Genomic DNA, 25,774 nt, shown 5'->3' on the forward strand with positions numbered 1-25,774 from the left:
TATGGAGCGGTTATGATGTTGCGCAAGGCTTTGATCACGGTGCTTTTTGCCTGCTGGGGCGTCATGGCAACAGCGGAAACGGTTGTAATTGCCGCATTGGGGGATTCCCTGACTCAAGGGTACGGCCTGCCAGAGCGTGATGGGTTTGTGCCGCAACTTGGCCGTTGGCTTGAAGGTCAGAATGCTGACATCCGCTTGATCAACGCTGGTGTTTCAGGCGACACGACCGCTGGCGGTGCGGCAAGGGTGGGGTGGACCCTGACCCCCGAAGTTGACGGGTTGATCGTCGCACTTGGCGGAAATGACTTATTGAGGGGAATCGATCCGGCCGTTTCGCGTGCCAATCTTACAGCCATCCTGAAAACCGCGCAGGAGGCGGGTGTTGAGGTCTTGCTGGTCGGCATGCAGGCCCCGGGCAACTACGGGGCTGAATATAAGGCGGCCTTCGATCAGATGTACCCTGATCTGGCGCAGCAATTTGACACCGCCTATGCCCCCAGCTTTTTCACGGGTCTCACATCTGACGCAGACCCGAATGCAGCGCGCCGATTTATGCAACCTGACGGCATCCACCCCAATTCCGAAGGCGTTGCGTTAATCGTTCAGGACCTTGGGCCTTACGTTCTGGATCTTGCCGATTAAGCCATAGAATAGATCAAATGACTGTAACCACGGTTCCGATCGGCACACGTTCGTAAAGATCGACAACATGTGAATTCAGCATCCGGATGCATCCGTTAGATGCGGCGGTGCCAATCGTCTGTGGCTGCGTGGTGCCGTGAATGCGAAAATACGTGTCGACCCCGCTCTGAAACAGGTACAACGCCCGCGCGCCAAGCGGGTTGTCCCCTCCGCCGGGTTGGACGTAGTCGTTATCCTTGAAACGGGCATAGGTTACCGGCTCGCGCTCGATCATCTCGTTGGTGGGGCGCCAAGTGGGCCACTCTTTCTTGACGTCGATGGTCGCTGTTCCAGTAAACTCTAGCCCTGCTTTGCCGACTCCGCAGCCATAGCGAATCGCCTTGCGCGGTTCGGTCACGAAATAGAGGTAGAAAGACCTCGGTACGACCAGAAGCTGGCCGGGCAGGAATTCTTTCTTGATCCGAACGTACTGGGGCGTCGGGTCGTATTCAGCAGTCTTCGTTTTTGCTGATGCAACGCCCGGCACAAGGCTTAGGGCGGTGGCGCTTGTCATGAAGCTTCGGCGTGTGAACATGTCTTATCTCTTCACTCGAAAAACAAAATCTTGAACAGAGTGTCGGAATGATATCCGATCCGGTCAATCTGCGGGGAAGAGTAACTGAAATGTGATGTCGTCAACGGGCCACACTATTCGGGCCCGTTGAGAAAAAGGGCAGAGGAAAGCCTCTGCCCTTTCAATGGCTTATGCCAGTTGAATGTCGTCGGCGCTTTCGCGGCCGTCACGACCCGAGCGCAGCTCGTACGTGACTTTCTGGTTGTCGGCCAGACCGGTCAGGCCCGAACGCTCGACAGCCGAGATGTGAACGAAGATGTCTTTGCCGCCATCTTCGGGTGCGATAAAGCCGTAGCCTTTGGTGGTGTTGAACCATTTAACGGTGCCTGCGGGCATATCCGTATTCTCCTGTTTGGTGCTGCCCACGGGGATGCGGCAGCCTGGCGTCGTAGTCTGGATCGAATGACTGAGCGCCGGAAAAGGAGACAGTAGGTCGAAATAGAAAAACGTTAGCCCTTTGGATATGGCATTGCGGTGGGGATGTGGCAAGGGTGGAGTTTCACGACATAGCCGTGTTCAGACCTCCATAGCTACCAATTACTAAAGTCGGTTAAACTGTGAACCTGTTCGACAAAGATTTTATCTTCCGGTTTTGGATACAGTGTTTCACGCCAAAACTGCTCTGCTTGCTCCTGTGTTCTGCTTACTGATCGACACACTATCCGAACCTCGGTTGCATCATTTGTGTTCGCCAAAAGCTCGTTGAGATGCAAATCGCCGCCTCCGTAGCCGAACAGCGTCACATGCATTGGTTTTGCGAGAATCTTGGTCAGTTCTCTCCAATATTCAGTCAATATTTGTGAGTTGGATGTTACCGCTGGTTTAGATTTTGCGTTGGTGAGCACTAGATGTACGCTATTATTACCAACATAATCAGATAGTTGAGAGCGCATGATTTTTCGTGGTGAACCGTTGCGATTAACAAAAAGCGGAGAGCCGTGCAGGTGTAAGAACCATCCTTCATTTGTTGGATCGTGAAATTGCCTATGCCGTTCAATATCGAAGTCACCGAAAAATCCATCTCTCAGCATGTGCTCCCGGAAGACATCCGTTTCAGTGAAGCACTCATAGAGAAGGTCATCATAGTTCAGTGTCGCAATATGCGGGCGATCCGACCGCACGAATCCACGAAGTTGGTTGGCAAATGCGGATGGTAGTCGTTTGTTCGAATTATGGAACTGACCCGCAGCGTGGTGAAAGTACTTTCGAATTGCGATAGGAAAGCGTTTCCCGTGGTCACTTAACCATCCCAGTTCCGGGGCGCCATCTCTGGTCTCAAATGTTTTGATCATATCGCAGGCATCGAGAATTTTCTGGAGATTCTCCAGTTGATCTTCCGATGTTGGGGCTTTTAGATCGCCTTCAATCAGATCATCATCCAGACAGTTGCAGATCAGTTGTTTTTGTTCTTCATCAAGAACGTTGTCAGCGTCCCATGAGGCTTTTAGAGCTCTCTCCAGCTGATAAAAATTGTCGTCGAAAGATCTTCCAAGACCATTACCAAAAATCACTAGTTTCTTTGGCATTATTGTACTCCAAACAAAATATGTAGGAGTACAATATCTCTCGTTAAGGTAGTATCAAGAAGATAGCATCTACCGCGCAAACTTCTTATGCTTCAACCTCTTCGGCTCCAGAGCGTCCGGTCCCAGACGGCGCTTTTTGTCCTCTTCGTAGTCCTCGAAGTTGCCCTCGAACCACTCGACATGCGCGTCGCCCTCAAACGCCAGAATATGGGTGCAAATCCGGTCGAGGAAGAAACGGTCGTGCGAAATCACTACGGCGCAGCCCGCGAAATCGACCAGCGCGTCTTCCAGCGCGCGCAGGGTTTCGACGTCCAGATCGTTGGTGGGTTCGTCGAGCAGCAGGACGTTGCCGCCCTCCTTCAGCAGGCGGGCCATGTGGACGCGGTTGCGCTCACCACCGGATAGCAGCGAGACCTTTTTCTGCTGATCGCCGCCCTTGAAGTTGAAGGACGAGCAATAGGCGCGGGAATTGACCTGCGCGTCGCCCAACTGGATGATCTCGGCACCGCCGGTGATCGCCTCCCACACGGTGTCGTTGTCGGCAAGGTCGTCGCGGGACTGGTCGACATAAGACAGCTCGACCGTGTCACCCAGCGTGATGGTGCCGCTGTCGGGCTGTTCCTGACCGGTGAGCATTTTGAACAGGGTCGATTTACCGGCACCGTTGGGGCCGATGACACCGACGATGCCGCCGGGGGGCAGGGCAAAGTCCAGCCCTTCGATCAGTTGCTTGTCGCCCATATGCTTCGACAGGCCCTCGACCTCGATCACCTTTCCGCCAAGGCGCTGGCCGTTGGGGATGACGATCTGGGCGCGGGTCAGCTTTTCGCGCTCGGACTGCTCGGCCAGCTCGTTATAGGCGTTGATCCGGGCCTTGGATTTGGCCTGACGGGCCTTTTGACCCTGACGCATCCAGTCCAGTTCGCGCTGCAGCGTCTTTTGCTTGGACTTGTCCTCGCGGGCTTCCTGCTCCAGCCGTTTGGCTTTTTGTTCAAGCCATGCAGAATAGTTGCCCTCGTACGGAATGCCGCGGCCACGGTCGAGTTCCAGAATCCAGCCGGTGATGTCGTCCAGGAAATACCGGTCATGGGTGACGATCAGGATGGTGCCCTTGTAGTCGATCAGGTGCTGCTGCAGCCAGGCGATGGTCTCGGCGTCCAGGTGGTTGGTCGGCTCATCAAGCAGCAGCACGTCCGGCGCTTCCAGCAGCAGCTTGCACAGCGCCACGCGGCGTTTCTCACCGCCCGAGAGGTTGGCGATGTTGGCATCGTCCGGCGGGCAGCGCAGCGCCTCCATCGAGACGTCGATCTGGCTGTCGAGATCCCAGAGGTTCTGGCTGTCGATCTCGTCCTGCAACTTGGCCATTTCGTCGGCGGTTTCATCCGAGTAGTTCATGGCGAGATCGTTGTAACGGTCGAGGATCGCTTTCTTCTCGGCCACGCCCAGCATAACGTTTTCGCGGACAGTCAGCGATTCATCCAGCTGCGGTTCCTGCGGCAGGTAGCCGACCTTGGCACCTTCGGCGGCCCATGCCTCGCCGGTGAAATCCTTGTCGAGACCGGCCATGATCTTCATCAGGGTCGATTTACCCGCGCCGTTGACGCCGACAACACCGATTTTCACGCCGGGCAGAAAGCTCAGGTGGATGTTTTCAAAGCACTTCTTGCCACCGGGATAAGTCTTTGAGACACCCTGCATGTGGTAGACATATTGATAGGCGGCCATGTCGCGTCCTCTGGGTCGGGGAAATTGGGTTGATCCGCTTGATATCCAAGCGGGGCGGGCGGGGCAAGCTGGTGGTTTTGTGAATTTTGCATTCGGATGTGCGGCGGTAGTTGTCCGATTGTAGCAAAGGGGGGAAGCATGGCGGATTTGGCGGCACTGATTGCAGGATGGGCCAAGCCGGGTCGGCTGGAATGGATTGGTCTGCGACCTGGTCGCAGGGCGGAGGTGCAACCGGTCGATACTGTTTTGATCTCCGCCGATGGTTTGGAAGGCGACCGCGCTCGTGCGGGCAAACGGGCGGTGACGCTGATCCAGCAGGAACATCTAGCGGCGATTGGGTCATATCTCGGTCAAGGGCCAGTCACGCCTGAAATCCTGCGGCGCAATCTGGTGGTCTCGGGGATTAATCTGGCAGCGCTCAAGGGGCGTGAGGTGCAAGTCGGTGAAGCGATTTTGCGCTTTACCGTGATCTGCGCGCCCTGCAGCCGGATGGAGGAGGCTTTCGGTAAAGGCGGCTATTCTGCCGTGCGCGGCCACGGGGGCTGGTGTGCTGAAGTCGTCAAACCCGGCCGGGTCAAGCTGGGCGATGTCGTGCAGCCCGTTGATTGACAAGCCGTCCCAGTTCTGAACAACAGCAAAGGATGGAGCGTTTTGCCATACCATATGCGAGGCCCGGTCAGGTAATCGGTTTGTTCGGGGGGTCTTTTGATCCACCGCATCAGGGACATGTTCATGTCACGCGAGAGGCTATGAAGGCATTTGGATTGGATCGGGTATGGTGGCTGGTATCCCCCGGAAATCCCCTGAAAGCACGCGGGCCAGGGCCATTGGCGGAGCGTGTCCGGGCCGCGCAGAACGTGATGCAACATCCGCGTGTGGAGGTCACGGATATCGAGGCGGCGACGGGGACCCGGGCGACCGCAGATACTCTGGCGGCTTTGCAGCGACTTTATCCGCAGGTACGGTTCGTATGGATCATGGGGGCTGACAATCTTGCCCAGTTCCACCTCTGGCAAGATTGGCGAACCATCATGGATAACGTGCCTGTCGGTGTTGTCGCACGCCCAGGTGATCGTATTTCAGCGCGAATGTCTCCGGCGGCCAAGGTCTATGCGACGTATCGCATAGACGGGCAGGCGCGGCATCTTCTGGGGCGGGCGCAGGCCCCGGCGTGGTGTTTTGTCAATGTCCCAATGCTCGATGTGAGTTCAACTGAACTTCGCAATCGCGGCATCACGGCGAATGGGGTGTTGCCGGAATAGCCCCCACCGGAGCATAATCCTTTTGACCGGTTGTTCGCCCGCGATCTGTAGGATTTTAATTGGCTATGGCTGATCGTTTCACACGTCGTTTTGTTTTGGCTGGCCTTGGGGCAGCGATGGCTCCGGGCGTTGCCCTGGCGAATGCACCGCTGGTTTCTCTTAGGCCTCAACTCCGGGGCGCGCAACCGCTAGGGGCGGAACGTCTGATACAGGCTGCGGGTTTGCGCGGTGAGGTTGCTTTCGCCGTTGCCGATGCGCAGACCGGGGTCGAGTTGGAAACGGTCGGAGGAGATCTCGGCTTGCCGCCAGCGAGCGTGGCAAAAGCACTGACCGCGCTTTACGCGTTGGATGTTCTGGGCCCGGAATTCCGCTTTGAGACAAAGCTGGTTGCGGATGGCACCATTGAAAATGGCGTTTTGAATGGCGACCTGATCCTTGTGGGTGGCGGCGACCCATTGCTGGACACAGATGCGTTGGCAACGATGGCAGCCAATCTGCGCGAGGTTGGGATCACCGAAGTTCGGGGCGCATTCAAAGTGTATGATGGGGCGTTGCCTTACGTGTTCAGCATTGATCCGGGGCAACCTGACCATTTGGGTTACAGCCCTGCAATCAGCGGGATATCCCTGAACTTCAACCGTGTTCATTTTGAATGGAAACGGGCCGGAACCAACTACGATGTGACCATGGATGCGCGCAGCGCGCGGTATAAGCCCGCGGTGGACATGGCGACGATGTGGGTCGAAGCCCGCAAGGCCCCGATCTACACCTATGAAGCCAGTGCCCGGCAGGATCGCTGGACCGTGGCGCGTGCCGCCCTAGGCAATGGCGGAGCGCGATGGCTACCGGTGCGCAAACCCGCCCTTTATGTGGGAGATGTGTTTCGGACGCTTGCCCGGTCCAACGGGATTGTCTTGGATCGGGTGCAAGTGACGCGCCAGGCGCCAGTCGGTCTTGCTTTGGTTGTGCATAACAGCGATCAGCTCGACAGCATTTTGCGCGGAATGCTCAAATACTCGACCAACATCACTGCCGAAATGGTGGGTATGACGGCATCAAGAGCGCGTGGCGCGGAATTGCAGAGTCTGACGGATTCGGCAGATGAGATGAACCTTTGGGCCGCCGAGACTTATGGGGTTGATGGCGTCGCAATGGTGGATCACTCGGGATTGGGGGATGCGTCGCGCATTGCCCCGAGCGCGCTGGTCAAGATGCTGGTCGCGGCGCAAAAATCTGGCGCGCTGCGTCCATTGCTGAAACGGTTTAATCTAACTGACAGTCAGGGTCGGCCGGTCAAGAACCATCCAATCAAGGTGGACGCCAAAACCGGGACGTTGAATTTCGTGTCCGGCCTGGGTGGATTTATTACGACGCCCGACGGGTCTGAACTGGCTTTCGCCATCTTCACCGCCGATGTTGATCATCGCGCAAAAATACCACGCTCTCAGCGCGAACGCCCGTCAGGCGCACGAAGTTGGAATAGCCGGTCGCGCAGATTGCAGCGCGCCCTCATTGCAAGATGGGGAACCCTAAGCGGCAGTTAAGTCGTGTGCCGCGCACGCGCGCCACGCTCGATCGCTGCAGCATGCAAGCGGTCGATATTCAACTCGTACCGGATTTCTTCCAACAAACGCAGCTCGGTTTCCGCAAGCGACCCATCAGCGGCTGCCACGTCGCAGGCCAGTGCATAGGCTGTTTCGTTCAACCGCGCGGGCAGGTTTTCGCGGATCAGGCCGAACAATGCGTCTAACCCGTCCTCTTGCTCGAACAGGTCGAACACGATTTGCGATACACGACGGGTGCGGTCGGCATCGTATTCTGCAAAAACCGGCAGCATGTTCACCGCGCCTTCGATTTTGACCAGTTCAGCCGTGCGAATGGTTTCGTCCGACGCTGAAATCGCCACCATGATCGCAACAAGGCAATCCTGCGGTGACATCGGGTGAGGCACTTGATCGGTCATGGCGGGGTCCTGATAGAGCTGTTCTGAGGGCGCACGATAGGAGGGACCGGGATCGGGTTCAACGCATTTCGGCGGCCAAAGCGTCACAGGATGGGCAGAGGTCCGCGCGTTTTCGTCTGACGTAACACGAAATTGCTGCGGGTGTCGCGCACAAGGCCGGACTTCAGTAAGCGCTGCATAATGAAATGCTCAAGGTCTTCGGGCGTACGCGCATAGACTTTCAGGATGAAGTCGTGATCTCCGGTAATCGATGCGCATTCGACGATCTGGGGTTCTGTCTCGACCAGACGCAGGAAGGACGCGATGCTGTCTTCTTGGTGGTCTTTCAGGGCGATGTGAACGTAGGCGATCGCGTTCAGCCCCACCGATTTTGCGGGCACGCGCGCGGCATATCCTGCGAGGACGCCTGTGGCCTCAAGATCCCTCACGCGCCGCCAGCATTGCGAGGCCGACAGCCCGGTTCGGTCGGCGAGATCCTGCATGGACAGACGTCCGTCTGACTGAAGCTCTTGTAGAATGGCGATGTCGGCAGGCTGAAGGATTTGGGTCATAATTTAAGAATTATCGAAATTTTTCGGTCAAAAATCTAGCAATTACTCACGCCATGAGGTCAATTTTACCACGAGTATGGGCTAAAATTCTATCAAGGAGGACGTTCCATGCCCAAATCCACCAAATACGTGGCCAAACAGGCCAACGCGCGCGGCCATATTGCTTATACCACCGAAGAGGATGCGGTTTGGGCGGACCTTTATGCAGCGCAGCAGGAAAACGTGCAGCGCTACATGGCGCGTGAATATCTGGACGGGTTGAAGCGGTTGGAGATGCCCAAGACCCGCGTTCCGTCCTGTGCGGATATATCCGAGCGTCTTCTGGACCTGACCGGGTGGCGGGTGCAGCCGGTACCTGCGCTGATCGGTTTCAAGACCTTCTTTGGTATGCTGGCGGATCGAGTTTTTCCTGCAGCCTCGTTCATCCGGTCGCGCGAGGATTTTGACTATATTGAAGAACCCGACATCTTTCACGAAATCTTCGGCCACACGCCCTTACTGAGCGACCCGCGTTTTGCGGCTTTCAGCCATGCGATCGGCAAGGCCGGGGTGCAGGCGGGGGACAAGGACTATGCGTGGCTGATACGCCTCTATTGGTTTTCGATTGAATTCGGATTGCGCCGACAGGACGGGCAGATCAAGGCGCTGGGCTCGGGGTTGGCGTCCTCGCCCACGGAACTGGTCTATGCTGTGGAAAGCGACATTCCTGACCGGGACCCGTTCGATATCGTGACAATCTTGCGCACGCCTTATCGGATCGACATGCACCAGATGGGGTATTTTGTACTGGGCCACCCCGAAGAGCTGTTTGCCGCCGCTGATCGGGATCTGCTGGCTGATGTGCATCAGGCACAGCGTTTGGGTCTTTTGCCTAATAAATTCCCACCGAAAGTGACAGCAGCCGAATAAACCGCAACCGGGGTTTCCGCTCAGAAAAACAGCGCACTTTATTGACTCATGCTGCACCGGCACAATAGGAGGGGCCGGTCGGGCCGCAAAGGGCGTCCGGCGCTGTATTTCCCGATGGAGCACCTGAGAACATGTCTGAACTGCGTGAAACCGCGATGTCGTCCAAGGCCTGGCCTTTCGAAGAGGCGCGCCGGGTCCTCAAACGCTACAGACAAGGTGCGCCGGAAAAAGGGTATGTGCTGTTCCAGACCGGCTATGGCCCGTCGGGCCTGCCGCATATCGGTACCTTCGGCGAGGTCGCGCGGACCTCGATGGTACGGCACGCGTTTGAACAGATCAGCGATATCCCGACCAAGCTGATCTGCTTTTCGGATGATATGGACGGGTTCCGGAAGGTGCCGACCAACGTGCCGATGCAGGACGAGCTGAAAGAAGACCTGCACTTGCCACTGACAAAGGTGCGCGACCCGTTTGGCACGCATGAAGGCTTCGCGCAGCACAACAACGCGATGCTGTGCGATTTTCTGGATAGTTTTGGGTTCGAGTATGAATTTGCCTCGGCCACTGATTACTACACCAGCGGCAAGTTTGATGAGGCTCTGCTGACCGCTTTGGAGCGGTTCGACAAGATACAAGAAATCATGCTGCCGACCCTCGGGCCTGAACGGCGCGAGACCTATTCCTGCTTCTTGCCGATCAGCCCGAAAACCGGTCACGTGCTGCAAGTGCCGACGCTGGAGCGTAACGTGGCCAAGGGCACGATTGTTTATCAGGAGCCCGATGGCGAAAAGGTCGAAATCCCGGTCACGGGCGGCAACGTCAAGATGCAGTGGAAGCCCGACTGGGCTATGCGTTGGGCCGCGCTGGGCGTGGATTATGAGATGTCCGGCAAAGACCTGATCGACTCGGTCACGCAATCCTCGAAAATCTGCCGGGCGCTGGGCAAACAGCCGCCCGAGTCGCTCAGCTATGAGCTGTTCAATGATGAGCAGGGGCAGAAGATCTCGAAATCCAAGGGCAACGGCTTGTCGATGGAAGAGTGGCTGACTTATGCCGCGCCGGAAAGCCTGTCGTATTTCATGTACCAAAAGCCCAAGACGGCCAAGCGTCTGTATTTCGACGTCATTCCCAAGGCGGTGGATGAATATCACCAGCAACTGCGTGCCTATCCGGGGCAAGAATTGAAGGCGCAGCTGAACAACCCGGTCTGGCATATCCATGGCGGTGACGTGCCTGAGTCGACGCTTATGGTGCCGTTTGCGATGTTGCTGAACCTAGCCTCGGTATCTGGTGCCGAGGACAAAGAAGCACTGTGGGGCTTTATCCGCCGCTACGCGCCCGAGGCGACCGCAGAAACGCATCCCGATCTGGATCAGGCGGCGGGTTTTGCGGTGCGCTACTTCAACGATTTTGTCAAACCCACCAGACAGCACCGCGCACCGACCGAGCAGGAACGTGAGGCGCTGGAGGCGCTGAAAGCTGCGCTAGAGGCTTATGACGGCGCGCTTGAGGATGAGGCGTTGCAATCGGTGGTCTATTCCATCGGACGCGAGCGGTTTGACCCGATGCGCGGCTGGTTCACGGCGCTCTACGAAGTGTTGCTGGGTGCGTCGCAAGGCCCGCGCTTTGGCGGGTTCATCGCGCTTTATGGTGTGCCTGAAACCATCGCTCTGATCAACAAAGCGCTGGCCGGAGAACTGGTCTGATTTGACCTGATACCGTGTGGGGCTACTCTTGCTTAAGGAGGTGGCCCCATGCGTCGACTATTGCTTGCTTTGTCCTTTAGTGCCGGTCTGGCCACGGGTGCGTTTGCCCAGAATGCCGAGATCGAGGCCAATATCGCCGCACAGATACAGGCGTTTCAGGCGGATGACTTCGCCACCGCCTTTACCTTTGCCAGCCCCAACATCCAGCGTCTGTTTCAAACACCCGAGAATTTCGGCGTGATGGTCAAGCGCGGCTATCCGATGGTTTGGCGTCCGTCGGATGTGCGGTTTCTGGAACTGCGCGACGTCGCCGGGTCATTGTGGCAAAAGGTGATGATCACCGATGGCGACGGTCGGGTTCATATTCTGGACTATCAGATGGTGCAGCGTGAAAACGGCTGGAAGATCAATGGTGTGCAGCTTTTGGGTAACGGTGATCCGTCGGCCTGATGCAACACCACCGTGCGCTGTCATGAGCGGCGGTTAATTCCTTTTCTTTACTCAGGCCTATGCGTTCGGGGCGTCCCCCGGACACTGGGTTAATGCGCGCGGCGTTTGGCTTTGGCGCGATTGGGAAAGGGATTTCTATGAACAAGGCAATCACCGACGGCATCGTGTTCATGCCGCCTGCTTTCGCAAACGGTTTGAACGTCTGGTCCAGCGGAGACGGTACACCGGGGTCGCCCACTTATGACGGATCGGGAACTGGTGCGTTCGTTCCTGCGGATGCGGATTTTGGCGGCTGTCTCGAGATCCTAAAGGTCAGCCCCACGCAAAAACTGCGGTATATGAGTCAGACACCCTTGCAGCCGGGATGTTATCTTCAGATCAAAGCGAGGGTGAAAGCGATCAGCGGTCCCTTGCCCGAAGTTCGGATCGCCGCATGGGCAGGGGGTGCAGGTGACTCGCATGTGAATGGCGTGATCGAACAAGGCCCCGCAACCCAGCTTTCAGGATATGGTAGGGTTCAGGAAATCACCGCGATTGTTGGCACGGGTCAGCGCAACGGTGTTGATATGCCGTGGGGCGTCGCAGCGCTGTACGGCCACTTCGGATTGGACTTGGTTGGGGCAAACGGTGCCGTTGTTCGCGTTGATGATATCGAGATCACCGATGTCACAAGTGTTTTCCTGCGCGATATGATCAGCCTTGTCGATGTGCGCGACTTCGGTGCGATTGGTGATGGCGTCGCAGATGATACGGCTGCATTTGTGGCTGCTGATCAGGCAGCGGCCGGGCGTCGTGTTTTCGTGTCAGAAGGGACATATGCGCTGACGCAAAACACGACCATCGCCTCTGAGATCGAGTTTGAAGGCACTGTCACAATGCCTGACGACAAGATGTTGCTACTGACGAAAAACTTTGATCTGCCCGCCTACATCACGGCTTTTGGGGACGAAGAGCTGGCCTTTAAAAAAGCGTTTCAGGCGTTGCTGAACAATTCGGATCATGAATCGCTAGACATGGGTGGGCGCAAAATTTCGGTCAACGGTCCGATAGATATGGCTGCGGCGGTTCCCAACCGGCAGAGCGGTTTTTCCACGCGCCGCGTCATCCGAAACGGCCAGTTTGATGTGAAAAGCAATTCGGCTTGGGATACCGAAGTTTTCACTTCGGTCGCCACCTATAACCCTTCGGACCCGACCCGCCTGACCAATGTTGCCAATGTGGCCAATATACCAGTTGGTGCGTTGGTTCAGGGAAACGGTGTTGGTCGCGAAATATATGTCCGGTCCAAAAACGTGGGTGCGGGCGAAATTAGATTGAATGCCCCCATTTTTGACGCCGCGGGCACCCAAAACTTCACGTTTTATGCGTTCAAGTATCTTTTGGATTTCATCGGCTTTGGCACTCTGCGCAAGTTCGGCATGGAGGAGATTGAGTTTCAGTGCAACGGTCGCTGTAGCGCGATCCGGCTTGCTCCGTCCGGGAGTACTTTCGCGGTCGCCAACTGTTTCATAAGCCGTCCGAAGGACCGGGGCATCACCTCGATTGGAACGGGATGTCAGGGAATGCTGATTGATAATTGTCAGTTCCTGTCGAGCGAGGAGTCGTTCAATGTGCCGGACCGCAGGTCCATTGCCTTGAATGCGACGGCCAATGACGTCAAATTGCGACACAACCGAGCTGTCAGGTTCCAAAGTTTCGCGGTTCTGGCGGGGACGAACAACCTGGTGCTTGGTAACCATTTCTTCCAGGGGGACAGTATCGCCCGAGGCGTGCGCAGCGCAGGGCTTGTCATGATTGGCACATATAACAGCTCGACTATTTCCGAGAACTACGTCGACAACTGTTTTGTGCAGTGGACGAACGAGAGGGATGCGAACCCGACTTACACGGCCGGGTTTTCGTTCAGTGCCATGACCATCACGGACAATATTTTTTACTGCAACGAGGTTGCGCCGTGGTTCAGCAATATTGTGATCCGCCCGCATGGCCCCGGACATTTCCTGAATGGAGTCGTCATTGCTGGGAATAAATTCCGGTCGGTCAACGGAACTATTGATCGTGCTGAACGCGTGGACACGACTTTTGCGGGGCTGAACCATTTTAGGCACCTGAACGTAAGTGTCAGGGACAACACGTTTCACGGTGTTACGACCAAGGTCGAAAATCCTTTGCGTTTGCGGTTTTCGCAGAACTCAAACTCGCAAGTGTGGGGAGTTTGGGCTCAAGGGCGTTTACCATTTGGGGGAAAAGCACGCGGGTGTGATGCGGTCACAGTCCTGGGGCCGCTGAGAAATAGTTTTGGGCAAATCGTGCATGACACGCCTTATGTCGAACTTGAGCAAGGTGCAGGCAATGACGTGATCAACCTTCGCTGGTCGCAGTCACTTCGCGGAACGGTGTCTACCATGATCCGAATGGAGGTCTGATCTGCGGGTTTCAAAAATCCGCCCATATTGCGACCTTGATGCCCGTATCATTGCGGGCATCTTTTCGTTCCAACCCCAGAACCCATGTTGTCGGTCTGTCCTGCTTGCGTATCATGACTGAAGGGCGGACACGCCAATACAACGGGTCCCCGGACCGATAGGATGTTTCGATCTGCAACATCGGGTTGACCAATCTGGGTGCCGACAGACCAGTCGTGATGTCCAGTTTTCTGAACAGCACATCATGAGTGCGGTATTCCAGCGTTGTGTCAATTGCGACCCACCCGCTGCCCCAGCCGGTCTGGAAACCTCTGCCGTAGGACAGTGTCGCCTTGTAAAGGGCCCAGGCGTCACGGTGTCGGTGATGCACTCCGACGCCGAACTCTGCTGCGAAGCGCCCTATATTGTTCAAATCGGCAACCGGAACGCGGGCGAAAACGGTGGCGTGCCCATAAATGTCTCGGTTTTCTTCAAAGTCGAAACCCAGTGTCAGGTTCTCGCGGTAGCCCCATTCCGCATACAGAGCTGACTTATAGTCATACCCGTAGTCATCTTTGAAAACTGTGACCGACGCGGCAGTGAATGCCGAGTCCTTGGCGCGCAGCCAGGCGCCGGGCCACGCGGGGGACGCCACAAACAACAGAGCAAAAAGACAGCCAAGCCGGAACATGCGCAAAGCATCGGGCAGCATGGTTAACGGATCGTTAGTTATTCTTACTTTTTCGCAAATACCGGTTTGTGGCGCACCGTTCAGGAAACCCCGGGACCTTTTTAGAACTTGTGTTAGGCTCGACCAGAACAAGGGAGATTCCAGATGCCGAACATCGCGAAAAATGCCAGCGTCCAGACCGTAATCACCACATTCGAGATGACGCCGGGCACATGTCATGACCTGCTTGAAGCGCTGACCGATGCCTATGCCGAGTTCATTTCCAAGCAGCCGGGGTTCATCGCCGCAGGTTTACATGTCAATGATGCACAAACTCGGATTGCCAACTATTCGCAATGGGAACGGCGCGAGGATTTCCTGGCCATGCTACGCACGCCGGAAATGCGCGACCGCAATCGCAGAATTAACGAAATGTGCAAAAGCTTCGAGCCGGTGATGTATGACGTTGCCGAAACATTTGGTACTTAGTGACCTAAATCAAAGCCGACCCCTTGGTATTGATGCAAATTTCCGATGAATGAAACGGAGGTACGCGTCATGTATCACAATATTTTGGTCCCGATTTCCTTTGATGCAGAACGGGATATTTCCGGCCCTTTGAAACTGGCAGAGGTTTTGGCAACGCCAGATGCTCAGGTCACTCTACTTCACGTGGTTGAACATATCCCCAACTATGCCATCTCGTACATGCCACCCGAGTATCTGACCGAGGCGCGCAAAGCGCTTCAGGCCGAGTTGGACAGCCTTGCCGCCAAATTGCCCAATGCAAAGGGTATCGTGATCGAGGGGCATTCAGGCCGTACTATCCTGGATTGGGCCAGTGAGCATAAACCTGACTTGATCATTATGGCATCGCACCGCCCAGGAATGCAGGACTTGCTGTTGGGCTCTACGGCGAACCACGTTGTGCGGCACGCGGCGTGTGCGGTTCATGTTGTGCGTTGATCGGCTCGAATATCTTCAGGGGCAAGGCGCCATGCCTTGCCAAAACCGCCATTCAACAGCGCATCAGTGACTGCAAAGCGGACAAATCTGAAATCCGAAAAATCGACATACAGCTTGGCTTTTGGGCGTTGGCTTAGGTAGCTGTCACGTAGGTCAAAGTGTTCAGGTGTACCGGGCACGACAAATCCGGCTTGCGCATGCAGGGTCAGACGCGGATGGGTCAGCGGATCGCCGGTGTCGCCGGGTTCACCAACTAAAATGGCGCAGTTTGGATATGCGGTCAGGGCGCGCGTATGATCAGCTAACGCAGAGATCAGCGTCATGGGCAACCCATCTGGTGCCATGGCCAGCGCGATCCGAGAGACAGATGGCAACCCTGTATCCGGGCGGTTTACCGCCAACGCCCCGAAGGTCGCCGACGCAATAAGGTCGTAGGCCAGTTTCCGGGCGTAATCATCTACGGCTCGAAAAGGGTTCGTTTCTGTCATTCTGTGCACCGCCTGCTCTGGTCCAAATTACTTTAACCTTTGATGTCTCGGTTCGCGACAGTTCCGATCACCAAAACTTAATCACACGTGTTCGGACTCAGGGGGCTCGGAATTGCCGCAAACCGTGTATACTTAGACCGTATGACGACCCGAGAATCCTCCCTGCGTCCGGTCTTTACCGACCCGACCTGCCCAGAACGCCAGCGGCGTGCGGAAGTGACCCGTAAAAGGGCGCTGTCACCGGTTCGGATTTTGCTGATGATTCTGATGCTTCCGGTCACAACTGCGGCGATTGCGCTGAGCGTGTTCATACGCACATCGGATTTTGAACGGGAAGAGGCCGTGTTTCACCTTGCGGCGCTTGTTGGAGGGTGCCACGCGGCGCAAAAAATCCTGCCCGGTCCGTATTACGAAGGGCAGCCTGGCTATCATTTGCGCAATGACCCGGATGCAGATGGAATCGCATGCGACTCTGGCCGACAAGGCGCGGTAGAGACGCCTTTGCAAGCGGAGAAACAGGTCGGTAACGCCAAATTCCTGCGCCCCTGATCCCTGCATGACCCGCGACGAGTTCAACAGTTTCTGCGACACTCTCAAAGCGACCACCCATGTGGTGCAATGGGGTGATGCGGATGTTTGGAAAGTGGGCGGCAAGGTGTTTGCGATCTGCGGCTGGAACAATGGCCAGGATGCTTTCACCTTCAAAGCCACCGATCTCGCCTTTGAGGTTCTGAGCGACGAGCCCGGTATCCGCCCAGCGCCCTATCTGGCTTCGCGCGGAATGAAATGGCTGCAGGTACACGAGGAACGCGGGATGAGTGACGCGTCGCTGCGAAAACATATCGTGACCTCTTATGATCTGGTCGTTGCGAAGCTGACCAAAAAGTTGCGGGCAGAGCTGGGGGTTTAACCCTTCATCGCCTGCAGCAATTCCAGCAACTGTTTGCGGTCATCATCATCGGCATAGTCACCGGTAGCCAGACGCTCGGCAATGCGCAGGCGCAGGCGTTCCTGTTGGGTGCGGACCTCTTCACCTGCGGTCTCAGCCAGGGTTTTCATGATCGCCGCCACGGCCTGCTGGCGCTTGGTGGTTGGGTTGGCGATGTAGTCCACAAGGCTCTGCTGTCCGGAATCGAGGATGTTTTCGGCCAGATCGCGCAACTGCTCACCATTGGGCAGCAGCGGGGCGGGGGTGTCCTCGGGCGGCAGGACTTCCGGCACGCTGCGCGGAGTTTCGGCCAAAGCATTCGCGCCGTCGACAAAGGCTTCGGTAATCATCCGCGTGATCCTGATCGCACGCGAGTCCTTGAACAGGGCCGAGGCGATGGCCACGCCGTAATCCGTGTAGACCCAAGGGTTGACCCGCCGCCCACCGCGCCCCTTGGGTTTTGAAATCACATTCCGTGATTGCAAATCGGCGACTTCGGCATCGGTCAGTTGAAAGCGGTAGCCCTCGAACAGGCCCTTGTTGCGCGACACGGCCTGATTGAAGGCGCTGACGGATTTTCCATAGAACTGTGCCAGATCCTCGGCCAGCACCACGCGAGTGCCGCGCACCCGGTGAATGGCGCTTTGGACGTCATGCGTGGAGGGCAGGGTGTTCGTCATGGCAACCGTCTGGAATCACAATTTGTGATTTCAAACGTGAAGCAGAGAGCGCTGGGCTGCAACTGTGAAGTGTCAGCTGCCGCAAATTGCTGAGGCTTAAAGTTGAAATTACCTCGAATATCAAACTCTCAATATGAGATTATTTAGCGGCGTGCTAATATGTTCTTGGCGAGGTTGCACAAACCCAGCACAGCGCAATCTCGTCCCATGAGGGAGGAAAATGATGTTTGCGCGAATTACTCAATTTAAAATGAAGCCCGGCACCCGTGACGCCGCAACTGAGAAGATGAATGCACTGAAATCCGAAATTATGGGCATGCCCGGCATGCACAGCTTTACTAATGTCATGAATGAAGACGGTTCAGGCTATGTGATCTCGGTGGTCGAGAGTGAGGAAACATCGAACGCGAACGCCTCGAAAGTGGCCGAGCTCTGGGGGCATTTTGCTGAATTTATGGAAGGCCCTCCCTCACCAGTTGGGTATGATGTGATTGCCCATTGGGATAAGGGGTGAACGGCGGGGCGGGATTTTCCCGCCCTTGTTTTTTGGGGCGATGTAGGATGGGGTTTTACCCCATCATGGGGTTGGATGGCCTCGGGGTGATGGGTTGGAAACCCATACTATTGGTGCTGTAGATTGACGCGGTGATGACAATGAAAACGTTTATGAATGTTGAAACGATTCAAATCGGGAATGAGTCAATTCTCACACTAAAAGAGTACGTTTCGCCGGGGCTGAAAGCAATATTTGTTGGTATCAATCCTTCGCCTGTTTCGGTCGCAGAAGGACATTATTACCAAGGAAAACTCGGGAAGCGATTTTGGTCACGGATACGCGAATTTGAGATTGTTCTCGATCTTCCTAATTCAAGAGAAGATTCACACGCTTGGAGCAATGGCTTTGGCTTTTCCGACATTTCTAGAGTTCCGACGGCCCGCTCTCATCAACTGAGTAGAAACGAAAAGAAACGGGCTGCGGTGAGTTTCGTTGAAAAACTAAGCAAGCTACCCGATCGCCCGTTAATTATCTTCGTCTTTTCTGAAGCTGCTAAACTGTCAGAAAAATTACTAAATGCAGAGGGCTTCGATACATACAAAATGCCTGGGCCTTTTGCTAAACGCAGTGAAGTCGAAGTGAAAATGCTTGAGTTGAAAACGCTTCTTGGCGAAAAGAAATAATCTTCTACCTCTTCCGCCTCTTCACATTCCCACCCCGCTGACCCGGCCTGCCAGCCGTTGACCGCCCGCGCGCTTTCACTGCGTCTTCCGAGGCCTTCTCGACCGCCCATTGCCGCGCCATGGGGTCGTCGGCGACGGCCAGATCGACCGCTTCCAGACGTTTGATCTCATCCCGGATGTGGGCGGCCTCTTCAAATTCCAGATTCTCGGCGGCTTTGCGCATCTGTTCGCGCAACCCGTCCAGATGCGCCTCAAGGTTCGCGCCGTGCATCGGTTTGTCGATGGTGGCGGTGACGCGGTTCATGTCGACGTCGCCCTCATAAAGCCCGGCCAGAACGTCCTCGACATTCTTCTTCACCGTCTCGGGCGTGATGCCGTGCTCCTCGTTATAGGCGATCTGTTTGGCGCGGCGGCGGTTGGTCTCGCTCAGCGCGCGCTCCATGGAGCCCGTGATCTTGTCGGCATACATGATCACGCGGCCATCAGCGTTGCGCGCGGCGCGGCCGATGGTCTGGACCAGAGAGGTCTCGGACCGCAGAAAGCCCTCTTTGTCCGCGTCCAGAATGGCGACCAGCCCGCATTCGGGAATGTCGAGCCCCTCACGCAGCAGGTTGATGCCGATCAGGACGTCGAAGGCCCCTAACCGAAGATCGCGCAGGATTTCGATCCGCTCGATCGTGTCGATATCCGAGTGCATGTAGCGCACCTTGATGCCCTGTTCGTGCATGTATTCGGTCAGGTCCTCGGCCATGCGTTTGGTCAGCGTCGTGACCAGCGTGCGATATCCATCGGCTGCGACCTTGCGCACCTCGTCCAGCAGGTCGTCGACCTGCATGCTGACCGGGCGGATTTCGACCTCGGGGTCCAGCAGGCCAGTGGGGCGGATCACCTGTTCAGTGAAGACGCCGCCGGTCTGTTCGATCTCCCACTTCGCAGGGGTGGCCGAGACAAAGACGGATTGCGGGCGCATGGCGTCCCATTCCTCGAACTTCAACGGGCGGTTGTCCATGCAGGACGGCAGTCGGAAGCCGTGTTCGGCCAGCGTGAATTTGCGCCGATAGTCGCCCCGGTACATGCCGCCGATCTGCGGGACCGAGACGTGGGATTCATCAGCGAAGACGATGGCGTTGTCCGGGATGAACTCGAACAGGGTCGGGGGCGGTTCGCCCGGCGCGCGGCCGGTCAGATAGCGCGAGTAGTTCTCGATCCCGTTGCAGACGCCGGTGGCCTCCAGCATTTCCAGATCGAAATTGGTGCGCTGTTCAAGACGTTGCGCTTCCAACAATTTGCCTTCGCCAACCAGTTGATCCAACCGAATGCGCAGTTCCTTTTTGATCCCGATGATCGCCTGCTGCATCGTCGGTTTCGGCGTCACGTAGTGGGAGTTCGCATAGACCCGCACCTGCTCCATCGTCGCGGTGCGCTCGCCGGTCAGCGGGTCGAATTCGGTGATCTGTTCCAGTTCTTCGCCGAAGAAGGACAGCTTCCACGCACGGTCTTCAAGGTGGGCGGGCCAGATTTCGAGGCTGTCACCGCGCACACGGAACGACCCGCGCTGAAACGCCTGATCGTTACGCCGGTATTGCTGAGCCACCAGATCAGCCATCACCTGCCGCTGGTCATATTCGCTGCCGACTTTCAGGTCTTGGGTCATCGCCCCATAGGTCTCGACCGAGCCAATACCGTAGATGCACGAAACTGAGGCCACGATGATCACGTCATCGCGTTCCAGCAGCGCCCGCGTGGCCGAGTGGCGCATCCGGTCGATCTGTTCGTTGATCTGGGATTCTTTTTCTATGTAGGTGTCGCTGCGCGGCACATAGGCCTCGGGCTGGTAATAGTCGTAGTAGCTGACGAAATATTCCACCGAGTTTTCGGGGAAGAAGCCTTTGAACTCACCATAGAGCTGCGCGGCCAACGTCTTGTTGGGCGCAAGGATGATGGCGGGGCGCTGGGTTTCCTCAATCACCTTGGCCATTGTGAAAGTCTTGCCTGTGCCCGTCGCGCCCAGCAGAACCTGATCGCGCTCGCCATCGCGAACGCCGCCCGCCAGCTCCGTGATGGCGGTGGGCTGATCCCCTGCGGGCGCAAAATCAGTGTGCATGACAAACGCCTTGCCGCCTTCCAGCTTCAGGCGGGCGCGGACATCTTCAGAGGTCAGTTGCGTCTTGTCGGAATGTGCATAGGCCATGAGGGGGGATTCCTTTCGGGCCTGATTTTGGTCTGTTTTTGTTCTTGTTCAAGGGGGCATTTCCAATCGCTTCAATTGCGACAATTGCGGGCTTGTCCGGGCGGCGCGTCTGACGCATAAACACCCCTAGCCAAGCGAGTACGGAGAGGCGACATGCGCGCACGGATTTACCAACCTGCAAGGAATGCCATGACTTCGGGAATGGCCAAGACCCGCAAGTGGGTTCTGGAATATGCCCCTGCGTCTTCGCGCGAGGTTGATCCGCTGATGGGTTGGACGTCGTCGTCCGATACGCAGACACAGGTGCGCCTGAAATTCGATACCAAGGAAGAGGCGCTGGATTACGCTAAAGACAACGGTATCGAAGCCATTGTCAGCGAGCCGCATAAGCGCAAACCAAATTTGCGCGCCCGTGGATATGGTGAGAATTTCGCCACCGACCGACGCGCGCCCTGGACGCACTGAATGATCCACATTCGGCAGGCTGATCCTTCATCGGATGGTGTGCGGCAACTGGTGCAGGCTCACTTTGCACATAGTGAAACGGCAGGACCGGCTGAAAGCAATCATACTATGGATGCGCAGGGGCTGGCCGGGCCGGACATGCGGTTTTGGGCTGTGTACAACGACAGCAGGCCTGTCGGTTGTGGCGCGCTGAAAACACTGCCGGACGGCACCGCCGAGGTGAAGTCCGTACATGTTCTATCATCTGAACGGGGGAAAGGGCTGGCGCGCGAGATAATGAACCACTTGGCAGCTTTGGCGCGGGCCGAGGGCGTTTCGGCATTGGTTCTTGAAACCGGAGCGGCGCATCTTGGGGAATATGACGCCGCACGTAAGCTCTATGAAGCTCTGGGCTACGCATATTGCGGACCGATTTACGGATATGAGGCAGACCCAAATAGCGCGTTCATGCGATTGGACCTTAACCCAAAGGCTTGAAACTCGGCCGCGCGTCAGGGTCGCAATTACCGCGTTGACTTATCGGTTGGCGTTGTCCAATAAAAGCGAACTTGCGCCCACGTAATTCAACTGGATAGAATATCCGACTTCTAATCGGGCTGTTGGGGGTTCGAGTCCTCCCGTGGGCGCCACTTCATCTGACGGCTGAGTTTTGACTAAAAAAGACCGAACCCTTGGCGACCAGCCAAGGGGAGTTAGCAACATTGTCGCGATGGTTTTGCCTATTTGGCGAAAACCAGCCGAGCCAGAAAATACAATCCAACCACTGCGATGATCAGGAAAACCGGGTTCCCGACGATTTGACCGATCCAGGTTGATACGCCGAATTCTCCGAAATTGAACCCACCCAAACTGAATTTCGATGTAATTCCATAATCAAACATTTTGACAGCACCCCACAAAACAATGGGTCATTATGACATAAATTTTGTAAAAATTCTTCGTCTCAGGTGAGTGACACGTAAGTGTCTGAAAATTAAGGCCTTACACCACCCATGTTTTTGGGAGTGTGAATGTGCGCCACCAGAATCACCCAGGTTTCAGAAAGGTTTCTGACTTCGAAACGTTTGAAATCGTGAAGGTATCATTCGATCTTCGATCTGCAATCGAGTCTGAGTAGAGCTTGTGACTTGCAATACGGATGCCCCGACCGCGAGAAAAAACATTGCAACCGGTTGCAAAAATGAACATTGTTACGCTGAGAAGAGGATTCGGGAGGCCCCCATGCTAAAGATCGGATTACTGGGAGCAGGGCGTATCGGGCGTGTGCATGCAGATGCAATCGCCGGGCATCCCCAGTCCGAGTTGGTGGCAATCTCTGACGCAGTGACCGAGGCGGCGGATACTTTGGCGACCCAATACGGCGCCAAGGCGGCCAGTTCTGAAGAAATTATCGCTGATTCCTCGATAGATGCGGTCCTTATCGCTACGCCAACCGACACGCATTCCGATTTGATCCAAGCCGCAACCAGCGCGGGAAAGGCTGTTCTGTGCGAAAAGCCCGTGGATTTGGACCTAGAGCGTGCTCAAGCCTGTCAAATGGCGGTTGCTGAGACAGTTCAACCCGTGATGATCGGGTTTAATCGTCGGTTCGATCCCAGCTTTTCGGCCCTTAAAGCTGCGGCTGATCAGGGGGAGATCGGAAAGCCCGAGATGCTATCTATTACTAGCTTCGATCCGGCGCCTCCTCCGATCAGCTATGTCAAAGTGTCTGGCGGCCTGTTCCGCGACATGATGATACACGATTTTGATATGGCGAACTATTTGATGGGGCAGTTGCCGGAACAGATTTCCGCCATTGGCAGCGCGATTGTCGATCCCGAAATCGGACAAGCAGGTGACGTGGATACGGCTGTTGTAACAATGACTTACAGCAGCGGTCAGATCGCGGTTATCAAGAATTCACGGCGTGCGGTCTATGGTTATGATCAGCGGATCGAGTTGTTGGGGTCCGGCGGATTGCTGCAAGCCAACAACGTATTGGAAAACGCTGTGGTAAAATCCACGGCTCAAGGCGTCACAGGTGCCAAGCCAACGTATTTTTTCCTTGAGCGTTATATGCCAGCGTACCGCGCAGAATGGGATGCGTTTGTGAGGGCAGCGCAACACTCTTCACCTATGCCGGTCACTCTTGCAGACGGAGTGGCCGCCCTAGCCATGGCCGAGGCCGCGACCCGATCACTGCGGTCTGGTCAGTCAGTGGCTTTGGCTGATGTTTTGAAACCGGTTGCAAAATGAATCGAATTCCGGAAACTGGGGAAAGCTCCGCGTGTTTCCGGAGCACAGGAGATTCGGTCCGTCCGAATGATTGGGGCTGACGCCCCGACAAAAAAGACAAACTGTTCTAATGGGAGGAAACCAAATGAATAAGTTCGTTAAAGGCGTAGTAGCCGCAGGTGCGTTGGCACTGGCCACGCCTGCATTTGCGCAGGAAATCGTGGTCGTGTCCCACGGGCAGGCGAATGATGCGTTCTGGAACGTTGTGAAAAACGGGGTCGAGCAGGCAGGCAAGGACGTCGGCGTCAACGTCGAATATCGCGCGCCTGAAACCTTTGACATGGTGGCCATGTCGCAGTTGATCGACGCCGCTGTGAACCAAGAGCCTGACGGGCTGATCGTCTCGATCCCCGATGCGGATGCGCTGGGGCCGTCAATCGAGCGGGCTGTCGCGGCCGGTATCCCGGTGATCTCGATCAACTCGGGTTCCGATGTGTCCAAAGAGCTTGGTGCCTTGTTGCACGTAGGTCAGGATGAATTCGACGCGGGTAAGGCAGCGGGCGAAAAGCTAGCCTCGATGGGAGGCAGCAATGCAATTTGCGTAAACCACGAGGTAGGCAACGTTGCGCTGGATCTACGCTGTGCGGGTTTTGCCGAAGGGTTTGGGGGTAGTGTTGAAGTACTGCCGACCTCGAACGATCCGTCCGAGATCGAATCCAAAGTATCTGCTGCACTGGCTGCGAACGAAGATGTCGACACAGTCATGGCGCTGGGTGCCAGCTCGGCTGGTGAGCCGACAGTTGCAGCGGTCAAGGCGTCGGGGCGCGACGTGAACGTGGCGTCGTTCGACCTGTCGGCAAACTTCTTGCAGTCGATTGCGGATGGCGATGCTGCGTTTGCCATCGACCAGCAACAGTATCTGCAGGGGTATCTGGCAGTGAACTTCATGGGGCTGCACGCCAAGTATGGCCTGATGCCGGGTGGCAATGTTCCGTCAGGCCCGAACCTTGTGACAACGGAAAAAGCAGCACAGGTCATCGACTTGTCGTCGCAGGGCATTCGCTAAACCAAAAGGGACAGTGAAAACCGAAACGGCGCCTTGTTGCGCCGTTTCAATCGAAGTGGGAGGGAACCATGAGCGAGACAGCGCCAGTTGCCGCAGACGAACGGGTGAAAAAAGAACCGTTCCTGACAAAATTGATGAAAAGACCAGAATTGGGTGCGATGGCCGGTGTCGTATTGGTGGTCATCTTCTTTGGCCTCACCGCCGACGCGTCCATGTTTACCCTGGCCGGAGTGATGAATTTCATGACCCCTGCCGCACAGCTTGGCATCCTGGCGATTGGGGCCGCGCTGCTGATGATCGGGGGGGAATTCGACCTGTCGATTGGTTCGATGGTGGCGTTTGCCGGTCTGTTCTTTGGTGTCTGTGTTGTCACGTGGCAGCTGCCGCTGATGTTTGCCATCCCGATGACCTTTGTGTTTGCGGCATTCGTCGGCGCGATCAACGGCAATATCGTGATCCGCTCGGGGCTGCCCTCATTCATCGTGACGCTCGCATTTTTGTTCATTCTGAGGGGCTTGTCGCTGGTCGGATTGAAAATGGCGACCGGTGGGTCGACGCAGCTGCGTGGCGTTCGGGATGCGACTGAAAATGACTGGCTTGCTCCGTTTTTCTCGGGCGAGGCGTTCGCTGGCCTGTTCTCGTGGTTGGCGGCCAACGGAATGATCGATACGTTCAAAAGCGGCGCGCCCAAGGTGCCCGGTATTCCGGTCGAGATTTTGTGGTTCATCGTGCTGGCCTTGGCCGCGACCTATGTGTTGTTGCGTACACCGGCCGGGAATTGGATTTTTGCATCGGGCGGAGACAAAACCGCTGCGTCGAATTCGGGTGTTCCAGTGAACCGCGTCAAGGTTTCTCTATTTATGCTGACGGCTTGTTGTGCCGCACTGGTCGCGATCATCACGGTGATGGATGCGGGTTCGACCGATGCGCGCCGGGGGTTCCAGAAAGAGTTCGAGGCAATTATCGCTGCGGTGATTGGCGGTTGTCTTCTGACTGGCGGCTACGGTTCCGCCATCGGCGCCTTCTTTGGTGCGATCATCTTTGGCATGGTGGTCATCGGCCTGACCTACACTGATTTTGATCAGGACTGGTTTCAGGTCTTCCTGGGTGCGATGTTGCTGATCGCCGTTCTGTTCAACAACGCGATCCGCAAACGCGTGACAGGAGAGCGCTGA

General features: G+C 56.2%; 29 protein-coding genes, 1 tRNA gene and 1 pseudogene. 20 read left to right on the plus strand and 11 right to left on the minus strand.

Translation table 11 applies throughout. The features are described from left to right. Window positions 1-15 precede the first annotated feature (15 nt). Window positions 16-642: an arylesterase gene (locus tag ACR3EG_RS04450; RefSeq protein WP_480483237.1), complete on the plus strand. Its 627-nt coding sequence runs from the start codon at window positions 16-18 to the stop codon at window positions 640-642. A gap of 13 nt (window positions 643-655) precedes the next feature. Here ACR3EG_RS04450 and ACR3EG_RS04455 read toward each other — a convergent pair whose 3' ends face one another. From ACR3EG_RS04455 to ettA, 4 genes are all read right to left on the minus strand, one after another. Further along, window positions 656-1,216, minus strand: a complete 561-nt coding sequence (locus ACR3EG_RS04455) for a L,D-transpeptidase (RefSeq protein ID WP_480483239.1) — start codon at window positions 1,214-1,216, stop codon at window positions 656-658. Between the two features lie 168 nt (window positions 1,217-1,384). Next, entirely contained in the window at window positions 1,385-1,591 is a 207-nt protein-coding gene (locus tag ACR3EG_RS04460; protein WP_170350547.1) for a cold-shock protein, read from the minus strand. 194 nt (window positions 1,592-1,785) lie between these two features. Next, on the minus strand, window positions 1,786-2,781 hold the full coding sequence (locus ACR3EG_RS04465) for an SIR2 family protein (RefSeq protein ID WP_480483241.1): 996 nt from the start codon (window positions 2,779-2,781) through the stop codon (window positions 1,786-1,788). A 69-nt stretch (window positions 2,782-2,850) separates the two neighbouring features. Continuing rightward, complete coding sequence (gene ettA, locus ACR3EG_RS04470) at window positions 2,851-4,506, minus strand: energy-dependent translational throttle protein EttA (RefSeq protein WP_480483243.1); 1,656 nt, start codon at window positions 4,504-4,506, stop codon at window positions 2,851-2,853. 138 nt (window positions 4,507-4,644) lie between these two features. Here ettA and ACR3EG_RS04475 point away from each other — a divergent pair, with 138 nt between their 5' ends. From ACR3EG_RS04475 to dacB, 3 genes are all read left to right on the plus strand, one after another. After that, on the plus strand, window positions 4,645-5,115 hold the full coding sequence (locus ACR3EG_RS04475; RefSeq protein ID WP_480483245.1) for an MOSC domain-containing protein: 471 nt from the start codon (window positions 4,645-4,647) through the stop codon (window positions 5,113-5,115). 32 nt (window positions 5,116-5,147) lie between these two features. Beyond that, window positions 5,148-5,768 (plus strand): nicotinate-nucleotide adenylyltransferase, encoded by a 621-nt coding sequence (locus ACR3EG_RS04480; protein ID WP_480483247.1) that lies wholly within the window; start codon window positions 5,148-5,150, stop codon window positions 5,766-5,768. 65 nt (window positions 5,769-5,833) lie between these two features. Continuing rightward, the gene (gene dacB, locus ACR3EG_RS04485; protein WP_480483249.1) at window positions 5,834-7,312 is read left to right on the plus strand and encodes a D-alanyl-D-alanine carboxypeptidase/D-alanyl-D-alanine endopeptidase; all 1,479 of its coding nucleotides are present in this window, start codon (window positions 5,834-5,836) and stop codon (window positions 7,310-7,312) included. Here the strand turns inward: dacB and ACR3EG_RS04490 are convergent. Both ACR3EG_RS04490 and ACR3EG_RS04495 read right to left on the minus strand, forming a co-directional pair. Further along, entirely contained in the window at window positions 7,309-7,731 is a 423-nt protein-coding gene (locus ACR3EG_RS04490) for a tellurite resistance TerB family protein (protein WP_170353444.1), read from the minus strand. The genes dacB and ACR3EG_RS04490 overlap by 4 nt on opposite strands. 83 nt (window positions 7,732-7,814) lie before the next feature. Beyond that, on the minus strand, window positions 7,815-8,282 hold the full coding sequence (locus tag ACR3EG_RS04495; RefSeq protein ID WP_480483252.1) for an Lrp/AsnC family transcriptional regulator: 468 nt from the start codon (window positions 8,280-8,282) through the stop codon (window positions 7,815-7,817). A 102-nt stretch (window positions 8,283-8,384) separates the two neighbouring features. Between ACR3EG_RS04495 and phhA the strand changes: the two are divergent. The 4 genes and pseudogenes from phhA to ACR3EG_RS04515 all read left to right on the plus strand — a co-directional run. Further along, window positions 8,385-9,191, plus strand: a pseudogene (gene phhA, locus ACR3EG_RS04500) (phenylalanine 4-monooxygenase); the annotation flags it as partial. 131 nt (window positions 9,192-9,322) lie between these two features. Further along, window positions 9,323-10,897, plus strand: a complete 1,575-nt coding sequence (locus ACR3EG_RS04505) for a lysine--tRNA ligase (protein ID WP_480483254.1) — start codon at window positions 9,323-9,325, stop codon at window positions 10,895-10,897. A gap of 48 nt (window positions 10,898-10,945) precedes the next feature. Next, window positions 10,946-11,347 (plus strand): DUF4864 domain-containing protein, encoded by a 402-nt coding sequence (locus ACR3EG_RS04510; RefSeq protein WP_480483256.1) that lies wholly within the window; start codon window positions 10,946-10,948, stop codon window positions 11,345-11,347. Between the two features lie 137 nt (window positions 11,348-11,484). After that, window positions 11,485-13,773 carry a glycosyl hydrolase family 28-related protein gene (locus ACR3EG_RS04515; RefSeq protein WP_480483258.1) on the plus strand — a complete coding sequence of 763 codons (2,289 nt, stop codon included), beginning with the start codon at window positions 11,485-11,487 and terminating at the stop codon, window positions 13,771-13,773. Window positions 13,774-13,783: 10 nt separating this feature from the next. Here ACR3EG_RS04515 and ACR3EG_RS04520 read toward each other — a convergent pair whose 3' ends face one another. Then, window positions 13,784-14,464, minus strand: coding sequence for a hypothetical protein (locus ACR3EG_RS04520; protein ID WP_480483260.1), 681 nt, complete (start codon window positions 14,462-14,464; stop codon window positions 13,784-13,786). A gap of 123 nt (window positions 14,465-14,587) precedes the next feature. Between ACR3EG_RS04520 and ACR3EG_RS04525 the strand changes: the two genes are divergently transcribed. Both ACR3EG_RS04525 and ACR3EG_RS04530 read left to right on the plus strand, forming a co-directional pair. Continuing rightward, window positions 14,588-14,911: an antibiotic biosynthesis monooxygenase family protein gene (locus ACR3EG_RS04525; RefSeq protein WP_209195261.1), complete on the plus strand. Its 324-nt coding sequence runs from the start codon at window positions 14,588-14,590 to the stop codon at window positions 14,909-14,911. A gap of 69 nt (window positions 14,912-14,980) precedes the next feature. Then, window positions 14,981-15,388, plus strand: coding sequence for a universal stress protein (locus tag ACR3EG_RS04530; RefSeq protein WP_170751677.1), 408 nt, complete (start codon window positions 14,981-14,983; stop codon window positions 15,386-15,388). On the opposite strand, the gene ACR3EG_RS04535 is transcribed toward ACR3EG_RS04530, so the two are convergent. Then, window positions 15,373-15,876 (minus strand): HugZ family pyridoxamine 5'-phosphate oxidase, encoded by a 504-nt coding sequence (locus ACR3EG_RS04535; RefSeq protein WP_170353436.1) that lies wholly within the window; start codon window positions 15,874-15,876, stop codon window positions 15,373-15,375. The two genes, ACR3EG_RS04530 and ACR3EG_RS04535, sit on opposite strands and share 16 nt — an antisense overlap. 141 nt (window positions 15,877-16,017) lie before the next feature. On the opposite strand from ACR3EG_RS04535, the gene ACR3EG_RS04540 reads away from it, so the two are divergent. After that, a complete protein-coding gene (locus ACR3EG_RS04540; protein WP_480483263.1) occupies window positions 16,018-16,425 on the plus strand; it encodes an excalibur calcium-binding domain-containing protein in 408 nt (135 codons plus the stop codon). 7 nt (window positions 16,426-16,432) lie between these two features. Next, window positions 16,433-16,786, plus strand: a complete 354-nt coding sequence (locus tag ACR3EG_RS04545; protein WP_480483264.1) for an MmcQ/YjbR family DNA-binding protein — start codon at window positions 16,433-16,435, stop codon at window positions 16,784-16,786. Here ACR3EG_RS04545 and ACR3EG_RS04550 read toward each other — a convergent pair. Beyond that, complete coding sequence (locus tag ACR3EG_RS04550) at window positions 16,783-17,484, minus strand: ORF6N domain-containing protein (protein ID WP_480483266.1); 702 nt, start codon at window positions 17,482-17,484, stop codon at window positions 16,783-16,785. The genes ACR3EG_RS04545 and ACR3EG_RS04550 overlap by 4 nt on opposite strands. 223 nt (window positions 17,485-17,707) lie before the next feature. Here ACR3EG_RS04550 and ACR3EG_RS04555 point away from each other — a divergent pair, with 223 nt between their 5' ends. Both ACR3EG_RS04555 and ACR3EG_RS04560 read left to right on the plus strand, forming a co-directional pair. After that, the gene (locus ACR3EG_RS04555; RefSeq protein WP_170353432.1) at window positions 17,708-17,998 is read left to right on the plus strand and encodes an antibiotic biosynthesis monooxygenase family protein; all 291 of its coding nucleotides are present in this window, start codon (window positions 17,708-17,710) and stop codon (window positions 17,996-17,998) included. A 140-nt stretch (window positions 17,999-18,138) separates the two neighbouring features. Further along, window positions 18,139-18,663 (plus strand): uracil-DNA glycosylase family protein, encoded by a 525-nt coding sequence (locus tag ACR3EG_RS04560; protein WP_480483268.1) that lies wholly within the window; start codon window positions 18,139-18,141, stop codon window positions 18,661-18,663. 4 nt (window positions 18,664-18,667) lie between these two features. On the opposite strand, the gene uvrB is transcribed toward ACR3EG_RS04560, so the two are convergent. Then, complete coding sequence (uvrB, locus tag ACR3EG_RS04565; RefSeq protein WP_480483270.1) at window positions 18,668-20,854, minus strand: excinuclease ABC subunit UvrB; 2,187 nt, start codon at window positions 20,852-20,854, stop codon at window positions 18,668-18,670. Window positions 20,855-21,007: 153 nt separating this feature from the next. Between uvrB and ACR3EG_RS04570 the strand changes: the two genes are divergently transcribed. The 3 genes from ACR3EG_RS04570 (at window position 21,008) to ACR3EG_RS04580 (ending at window position 21,948) form a co-directional block, all read left to right on the plus strand. Beyond that, window positions 21,008-21,319 (plus strand): ETC complex I subunit, encoded by a 312-nt coding sequence (locus ACR3EG_RS04570; protein ID WP_170353429.1) that lies wholly within the window; start codon window positions 21,008-21,010, stop codon window positions 21,317-21,319. Beyond that, the gene (locus ACR3EG_RS04575) at window positions 21,320-21,796 is read left to right on the plus strand and encodes a GNAT family N-acetyltransferase (RefSeq protein WP_480483272.1); all 477 of its coding nucleotides are present in this window, start codon (window positions 21,320-21,322) and stop codon (window positions 21,794-21,796) included. 75 nt (window positions 21,797-21,871) lie between these two features. Beyond that, window positions 21,872-21,948, plus strand: a tRNA-Arg gene (locus ACR3EG_RS04580). Window positions 21,949-22,038: 90 nt separating this feature from the next. Here the strand turns inward: ACR3EG_RS04580 and ACR3EG_RS04585 are convergent. Continuing rightward, window positions 22,039-22,200, minus strand: coding sequence for a hypothetical protein (locus tag ACR3EG_RS04585; RefSeq protein WP_480483274.1), 162 nt, complete (start codon window positions 22,198-22,200; stop codon window positions 22,039-22,041). 340 nt (window positions 22,201-22,540) lie between these two features. Here ACR3EG_RS04585 and iolG point away from each other — a divergent pair, with 340 nt between their 5' ends. From iolG to ACR3EG_RS04600, 3 genes are all read left to right on the plus strand, one after another. After that, window positions 22,541-23,554, plus strand: a complete 1,014-nt coding sequence (iolG, locus tag ACR3EG_RS04590) for an inositol 2-dehydrogenase (RefSeq protein ID WP_480483276.1) — start codon at window positions 22,541-22,543, stop codon at window positions 23,552-23,554. A gap of 124 nt (window positions 23,555-23,678) precedes the next feature. Then, the gene (locus ACR3EG_RS04595; RefSeq protein WP_480483278.1) at window positions 23,679-24,599 is read left to right on the plus strand and encodes a sugar ABC transporter substrate-binding protein; all 921 of its coding nucleotides are present in this window, start codon (window positions 23,679-23,681) and stop codon (window positions 24,597-24,599) included. A 68-nt stretch (window positions 24,600-24,667) separates the two neighbouring features. Continuing rightward, window positions 24,668-25,774: an ABC transporter permease gene (locus tag ACR3EG_RS04600; protein ID WP_480483280.1), complete on the plus strand. Its 1,107-nt coding sequence runs from the start codon at window positions 24,668-24,670 to the stop codon at window positions 25,772-25,774.

Source organism: Ruegeria sp. AM7 (assembly GCF_056535965.1).